7 protein-coding genes and 2 pseudogenes are annotated in these 6,000 nt (G+C 57.5%); 6 read left to right on the top strand and 3 right to left on the bottom strand.

Annotation, left to right across the window (positions count from 1 at the left end):
- Positions 1-1,886: 1,886 nt before the first annotated feature.
- Positions 1,887-2,263, top strand: a pseudogene (locus tag IVB48_RS12255) (Ku protein); the annotation flags it as partial.
- A 217-nt stretch (positions 2,264-2,480) separates the two neighbouring features.
- On the opposite strand, the gene IVB48_RS12250 reads toward IVB48_RS12255, so the two are convergent.
- On the bottom strand, positions 2,481-2,723 hold the full coding sequence (locus tag IVB48_RS12250; protein WP_247400131.1) for a hypothetical protein: 243 nt from the start codon (positions 2,721-2,723) through the stop codon (positions 2,481-2,483).
- Between IVB48_RS12250 and IVB48_RS12245 the strand changes: the two are divergent.
- Positions 2,716-2,985 (top strand): annotated as a pseudogene (locus IVB48_RS12245) (DUF736 family protein). The gene IVB48_RS12250 and the pseudogene IVB48_RS12245 sit on opposite strands and share 8 nt — an antisense overlap.
- Positions 2,986-3,091: 106 nt before the next feature.
- Here the strand turns inward: IVB48_RS12245 and IVB48_RS12240 are convergent.
- A complete protein-coding gene (locus IVB48_RS12240; protein WP_247400130.1) occupies positions 3,092-3,343 on the bottom strand; it encodes a helix-turn-helix transcriptional regulator in 252 nt (83 codons plus the stop codon).
- Between the two features lie 131 nt (positions 3,344-3,474).
- Here IVB48_RS12240 and IVB48_RS12235 point away from each other — a divergent pair, with 131 nt between their 5' ends.
- From IVB48_RS12235 to IVB48_RS12225, 3 genes are all read left to right on the top strand, one after another.
- On the top strand, positions 3,475-3,747 hold the full coding sequence (locus IVB48_RS12235) for a DUF2285 domain-containing protein (RefSeq protein WP_247400129.1): 273 nt from the start codon (positions 3,475-3,477) through the stop codon (positions 3,745-3,747).
- Between the two features lie 165 nt (positions 3,748-3,912).
- Entirely contained in the window at positions 3,913-4,107 is a 195-nt protein-coding gene (locus IVB48_RS12230) for a DUF6499 domain-containing protein (RefSeq protein WP_247400128.1), read from the top strand.
- A gap of 136 nt (positions 4,108-4,243) precedes the next feature.
- The gene (locus IVB48_RS12225) at positions 4,244-4,681 is read left to right on the top strand and encodes a DUF2285 domain-containing protein (protein WP_346658982.1); all 438 of its coding nucleotides are present in this window, start codon (positions 4,244-4,246) and stop codon (positions 4,679-4,681) included.
- A 512-nt stretch (positions 4,682-5,193) separates the two neighbouring features.
- Here the strand turns inward: IVB48_RS12225 and IVB48_RS12220 are convergent.
- Positions 5,194-5,415, bottom strand: a complete 222-nt coding sequence (locus tag IVB48_RS12220; protein WP_247400127.1) for a hypothetical protein — start codon at positions 5,413-5,415, stop codon at positions 5,194-5,196.
- 14 nt (positions 5,416-5,429) lie between these two features.
- Between IVB48_RS12220 and IVB48_RS12215 the strand changes: the two genes are divergently transcribed.
- Entirely contained in the window at positions 5,430-5,597 is a 168-nt protein-coding gene (locus IVB48_RS12215; RefSeq protein WP_247400126.1) for a hypothetical protein, read from the top strand.
- Positions 5,598-6,000: the final 403 nt, after the last annotated feature.

The following is a 6,000-nucleotide window of genomic DNA, read 5'->3' as shown; positions in this document are numbered from 1 at the left end:
CGAGTATTGATAGAGTTGCGGCGCACCGAGGTTCCAGTGAACCTGCTTGAGATTCTTTAAGCCGAATTTGTCGGCGCCGAAGGCACCGTTGCGCACGCCAATGTTTCTAACTACGCTACAGACTCGCAATTGGGTATTCTAAATTTAGTATCCTCAAACAGCCTTCGACCAGCAATAATTATGCCATTTCAGCCAGCCGTCGCACCTTTCCGTTGTCGGTTCGAAGTTCACCCCTCGCAGAAAGACTGCCCATTCTCTTAGAAATTGCGTTGGTAACAAACAACCGAAATCTACGGCTCAATTTTTGAGTTACATACTGCGGTACTCTGTGACGAGTCCCGGCCTCCCAAACCATAATCAAGCCGTTGACATGTTCCGAGGGAAACTGCCCCGTGACGGCACTTGCTTAGATCAAAATTCATATCCGTCCTGCGCACGATGGGAAAATATAACACGTACTGGAAAACGAGAAGCATGACGAACTACCTCTTGCGACTTACTTTCGACGCGAAGGTAGAGGAGATTTCAAAACCAGCTGTTTGCTCAGTTCGATAGGGCGTCGAAATTCGTCAAGACTTAACATCGCTAAATCTGCCTACGCAGAATTAGCAAATAGCGAGCTTCAGAATTGATCTCCAAGGCGCCTTCAACTCCTTTGCGTTCATGCGAACAAAGCGCCCAACTGGCGCTCCCGCGGTCAGATCAATGGCGTCAGGGCCTGTTTGCTATACTTTGGGCGATCTCAGCAATTGTAACATCCTTAGGTTGGCTATATCTCATATCGACAACGGTGTGGGATATCGCCAGCAAACTTCTCTTCTAGAACCCTAAGCATAGGTTGGTAGGTGGCGAGTAGCGACTTCGCCGTGCCCGGCATTGCACTTACTTTTGGTTCTTCAATCAATGTCCAAACGTGGTGCGATTAAACTCCGGTAGAAAGGCTATGTGCGCGAAAACACATTCCACCCTCGGGCCATCGAGCGGTTCGCCCTAGTCAAAATCCCCGGCTGGCCCAAGCGTGACTATCGATGAGCCAAACTATCATCTTTGTTAAGTTCTCATTGATAGTAAGTGTCCCTCGATCATCAGCCGTTGAAAGCTGCGCCTGATAATGCCAGTTTCGGCTGCCGTCTACCGTGTGGCAAATTCGTGCTTTCCCAGAGGCAGCTGAAGGAAGTGGCTTTAGAACCATTTCAGGAATGATCGTCGGCGTAACCAATCTGGTTTAGCTTGTTGCTGACGCCTAGCCAAAAAGCCAACCGACAAGCGCCGAGGCACTACGGATGAGGGCGTAGAGCCAGCCCAGCAAAGCGACGGCGACCGATAAGGCAAATCCCGTGGTGAGTGCACGCGCGGACCAGCGCTTTTCGGCTGAAGCATCCTGGGTTGTCACGTAGGCTCCCATTTCATGTCTGGCGCACGCTATTCAACTAGCTTGGCCAAACATATGATCTGGTTCACACGATCGCCGCGTCTTCCCAGCGGCTCGACCTCAAAGCGACCGGTCTCGGCCATAGCGCGTCAAGCTGTTTGCGGTAGTCCATACTACCAGCCCTCCGCTAGGAGGAGAGCATTGTCGAGCGGAAGCAGGTGGATTGTCAAAGTAGTTTTGGGCGTGGGATGCCAGCCAGATGAGGAGTGCGACGGCCACTTGTTCTTCGGAACCACGGCCGGATGCGACAACGGTGGCGGCAGGACTCTACGATCTGGCACACACATCGTTCAATGACGTCACTCGCCTCAACGTCAAGCGCACCAGTTTCGCACCAGAATAGTGCGAGTGAGCCGTCAAGCACGCGATCGAAACCGGGCGAAAACGGGATCAAGTCAACGAATGCACCCGAAATGCTGCCGCTCATAACGGTCTGGTTGCAGGTTCCTGCCGGGAGTACTTCGATGATATCCACGATTCCGAAGTGACCAAGACATGCCCGATCTCGCCAGGCACATCGTCAATCAGAAGGCGGGCCATTCGAACGGGACAAATTCGAAGACCAGTACGAAACTGCCCTGGTTGATCTCATCAACCAAAAAGCGCGCGGGCAAACTTATTGCCGCGAAAGCGCGTGGCCGCGGCGAGAACGTCGTGGATCTGATGGATGCGCTGCGCAAGAGCATCGGTGCCGCGGAGCCAGCCAACGGTTCAAAGCCGGTCCAAAAGCCTCGTAGGGTCGCCACGGGTCAAAAGGAAATGCTGATGCCGATCGCTGGCAAGAAGCCGGCGAAGGAAGCCGCGGCGAAGAAGCCGGCGTCCAAACCGCAGCTCCTCGTCGGGAGGCTGCTCCCGTGGTTGCTGACCGGCACGCTGTCTTCCACGATCCGCTTTCTGCACGCCAGGTTTCCTTTTTCTTCGAGGAGAATGCGGGGCTTCTTGTTTGAGGCGATCGTCCGCTGGTACGTCTCAGATGCTGTTCGGCGCACGCGAGCAACTGGCCTCTCATTGGCGTGATCTGGCCGAAGGCCGGCTGCTCCTCGATTCCCTAAAGCGCAATGGCCGCGGTAAGACTTTCTTCCCCCGACTTCGCCATCGCGAGGCAAGTCTTGCCGCCGCCATCATCCGCTGCGCTGCTGCGCAATCGGGTGCGGCGTCGATCGCCTCCAGCTTTCAGATCGCCATCAAGGCCGCAGTGGTCGCGGGCTCGGAACAGGAAAAAAAGAGAAGTGATATGGCTGATCGGCTGATTCAAGAAGTCCGGCGAGGAATTCCACGGCGCGATTGTCACCCTGAACCTCCAAACCAAGGGCGTCCGGATCGTCCCCGAGGCTGACCGGACCAACGACAACCCGCCGAGCCACCGGGTCTACGTCGGTCCCGCCGAAATCGGGGCCCGCCTGGCCGAAGCGCTCCAATGAGGGCCGCGACGACTCTTGGTCAAGCTCGACGATCCGAGCGTCAACGCTCCGATCTACGCCAACCTCTTCGACGACGATCAAGGCGAGGGCTACGCTCTCATCTGGTCGCGCCCGCGCAAGAACGGCGACTGAGGCTCCGCAAATGGCCCCGTCCGGTCCCCGGCGGGGCTTCTCAGTTTAAGGCCCGTCAGACCGCGCGGACCGCTGCCGGCGGATCGAGCCGCTCGGCCTCAGCTGGCTACTCAGTCTGTCCGCGCGCCCTCTTCTTGGCGCCTGTACCGGACGGCCGAGTTAAGAGGTCGGCCGCCTCAACTCCTAAGCTGCGTGCCAGCCGATCGACGACGTCAATGCCGGCTGCGTAGACGCTGCGCTCGAGCGCACTGATATAAGTGCGATCAATTTCCGCGCGATCAGCCAATTCCTCCTGCGACAAGCCGCGAGCGTGTCGGAGCTTCCGCAAATTGATTGCAAGTACCTCGCGTATATCCATACGCGAGAGGGCATGTCCTTGAAGAGTATTTCGCCACGGAGTATTCTCTACAAAACGCCCCGACCGATCTGACGCTTCTACGCATTCCGGCCGGCGTGTTAGAAATTGTCTAAACTAAGGTATGGAGTTTGATGACGAAGACGCCACTCGATCCAGACGTCGCGGGCACTGCGCCCAGCGACCGAGTTTTGACGGTTTATGACGAGCAACACGTCGTGACGTACACGCGCCTTTTGCAGGCCGAAAGCGAGGGGGCCGACTGGCGGGAGGTCGCTCGAATAGTGCTGCATATTGATCCGGAGCGAGAGCCCGATCGCGCGCGCAACGCATACCTGACCCATCTTGCTCGCGCTAAGTGGGTTACGGAACAGGGACGTCTCGTGCGCGGAACTGGCTCCAAATAGAAGAAATTAATCGACGCTATTCTTGTCGAGAGCACAATTTTCCTCGACCGATCGGTGGTCATCCAGGAGCACCACGTGGTGCCAAAGTAGGGACTTCCTACAACCAAATCGACCAGAATTATTGCGCCGCAATCCTTGTTAGCTGCGTGCAATGGGGCGGAAGCAATGCCTGAATTCGACTGGCGGTCGCCGGAGTCTTACAAGAGCCTACAAGAAGCTGATATCGCGGACATCGCCTGGGAATGCCTGCGCCGCAATGTCGATTACCAACGCGACTACAAGGCGATGATCGCAAACGGTCGCGACGCAGAAGTCACGCCCGAATTCAGGAGGAAATGGGGCATCTGCTTTCGCGCATGACCCGCAGTGGTCCTTTGGCGAGCAAGCCATCTTTTGGGCGCCCGAGGTTCTGCCGACTGTCATTCCAGTCGCAGCGACCACGGCGCTCCTCAACGGTGACACGCCTCAGCCGCTGCTAGATCTTGCAGCCGGCCAGTTGAGGCGCGCTTCCGATGGATGGCACGCCATCGTTCGTGTCGGCGCAGGGGAGCATCGTGTCTGGCTGAAAGAGCCGCCAGCGATTGGCGCCAACTATGTGGCGGAGTTGCCGCTTGATAGCGATTTTGATGCTCGCGCCTATGCTGCCCGACGGCTCTGGCGGGCGATGAAGGGGCGCAGGCCGGGACCTGCCTTTCATGAGCTGTCCAGACAGAGACGCGAGCGGTTAAGCGCGGCTATCCGTGCGCTCGACGCGTACGCGGCCGGCAGCACTTACCGTGCGGTCGCCGAAGCATTGTTCGGCAAGGCCCGCATTCCAGATCGCGCCTGGAAAACGCACGACCTGCGCAATCGAACCATCCGTCTCGTGCAAGGCGGCCTTGCATTGATGCGCGGCGGCTATCGCGGATTGCTGCGTCCCAAGCGCAAGGACTAATAGCGCCGGCAATCTAGGGGTATCGAAAACACACTCGGCATCATCGGCATCCCCCTTCGCGGGGCTTCTCCGCGATGATGACCGTCGACGCGCCGCCGTTCGCGCCGGCGCTCCAGATAGGGAGCGACATCGGACGCGATTAAGGCCGTGAGTGGTAATGCTCGTCTGTGCCGGTCTGAAGGTGACCGAGTATCTCCCCTGAAACGGTAGCCTCTGAGGCGGGTTAAAACACCCTAGGCAACAACGAACTTAGTCATGCCCGAAGATCCGGACCTGGCGCCCGCAATGAGCGCAGAGCGAACACTTGACCGTGCCATCAACCTCGAACTGCTGGCAGTCGATGAAGACGACCCCGCTTTCAAAGCCCAACTGATCGGGCAGGCCGCGGCCTACCGGACGCTTGCGGCTCAGCGAGCGAGGCGGGCCTGCGGGCTCCTAGCCCTCCGGAATTGACTTAGGCGTTGGCCCCCTCTGTTCCGATTGGGCGGCTCACCCCTCCGAAAGCCTGTTCTTTACCTCTTCCACAGCCGGTTTTCATCAGCGAGTATCACCCGCACCGGGCCATCTTTGCTGACTAGCGCATGCGAAGGGGTACCATCACCTAGTTTCGATACCGTGAGATGGGTCTCCGGCTTCCATAAAACGGTGATATCGAGATCGCCGGGGAAAATCCGCCAACGCGAGCCGTCCTCCAGCTCGACTATATGACCTTCCGCATATGCCTTAATTTTCATCGGGTAGTCCAACCGTGCGCTCGAGCGTCTCTAAGTGGGTCAAGCCCGATAACCAGTCTCTCTTCGTCCAGCTCTCCAGCCGCGATCTGACCGAAAACGTGATCGGTGACCGCTTTTCGGGCCTGGACCTGGTCGCAATGATCCAAGTCCGTCATCTGCTCGAACACGACGTGGGGCGCTGATTAAGGTGGCTCCTACTCGTTCGTACGGCGTCATAGCCAAACTCCAAACCACCCAACGGTGCCTCACTGTTCCTGACCTTGGCGCCACTGTGCTGTCCCTCGGAGAGGCAGGAAGGGAAAAGGAAGCAACGGGATTTCGGATACCCCTCGAACTCTAGGGGAGATGCTAGCGAACGCGGAGCGATATTCCGGGAAAAAAATGCAACGTGTTAGGAACCATGGAGGTACCGCGCGTTTTCTATCGACGGGATAGCTAGGGGTAATCATATGCAAACCAATGCCACCGAAGCGAGCCCGCGGTCCGACGAAACATGCCCGGAGTGTAGGCTGGCCCTCGAGATCGTAGCCGTGAAGTTCCGGCTAAGCGGAACAGCGATGGTAGCGCGTTGCCCGAATTGTTCAG

Origin of the sequence: Bradyrhizobium sp. 76 (assembly GCF_023073025.1) — a bacterium.
Taxonomy (GTDB): Bacteria; Pseudomonadota; Alphaproteobacteria; order Rhizobiales; family Xanthobacteraceae; genus Bradyrhizobium.
This window is presented reverse-complemented; position numbering and strand designations above follow the sequence as displayed.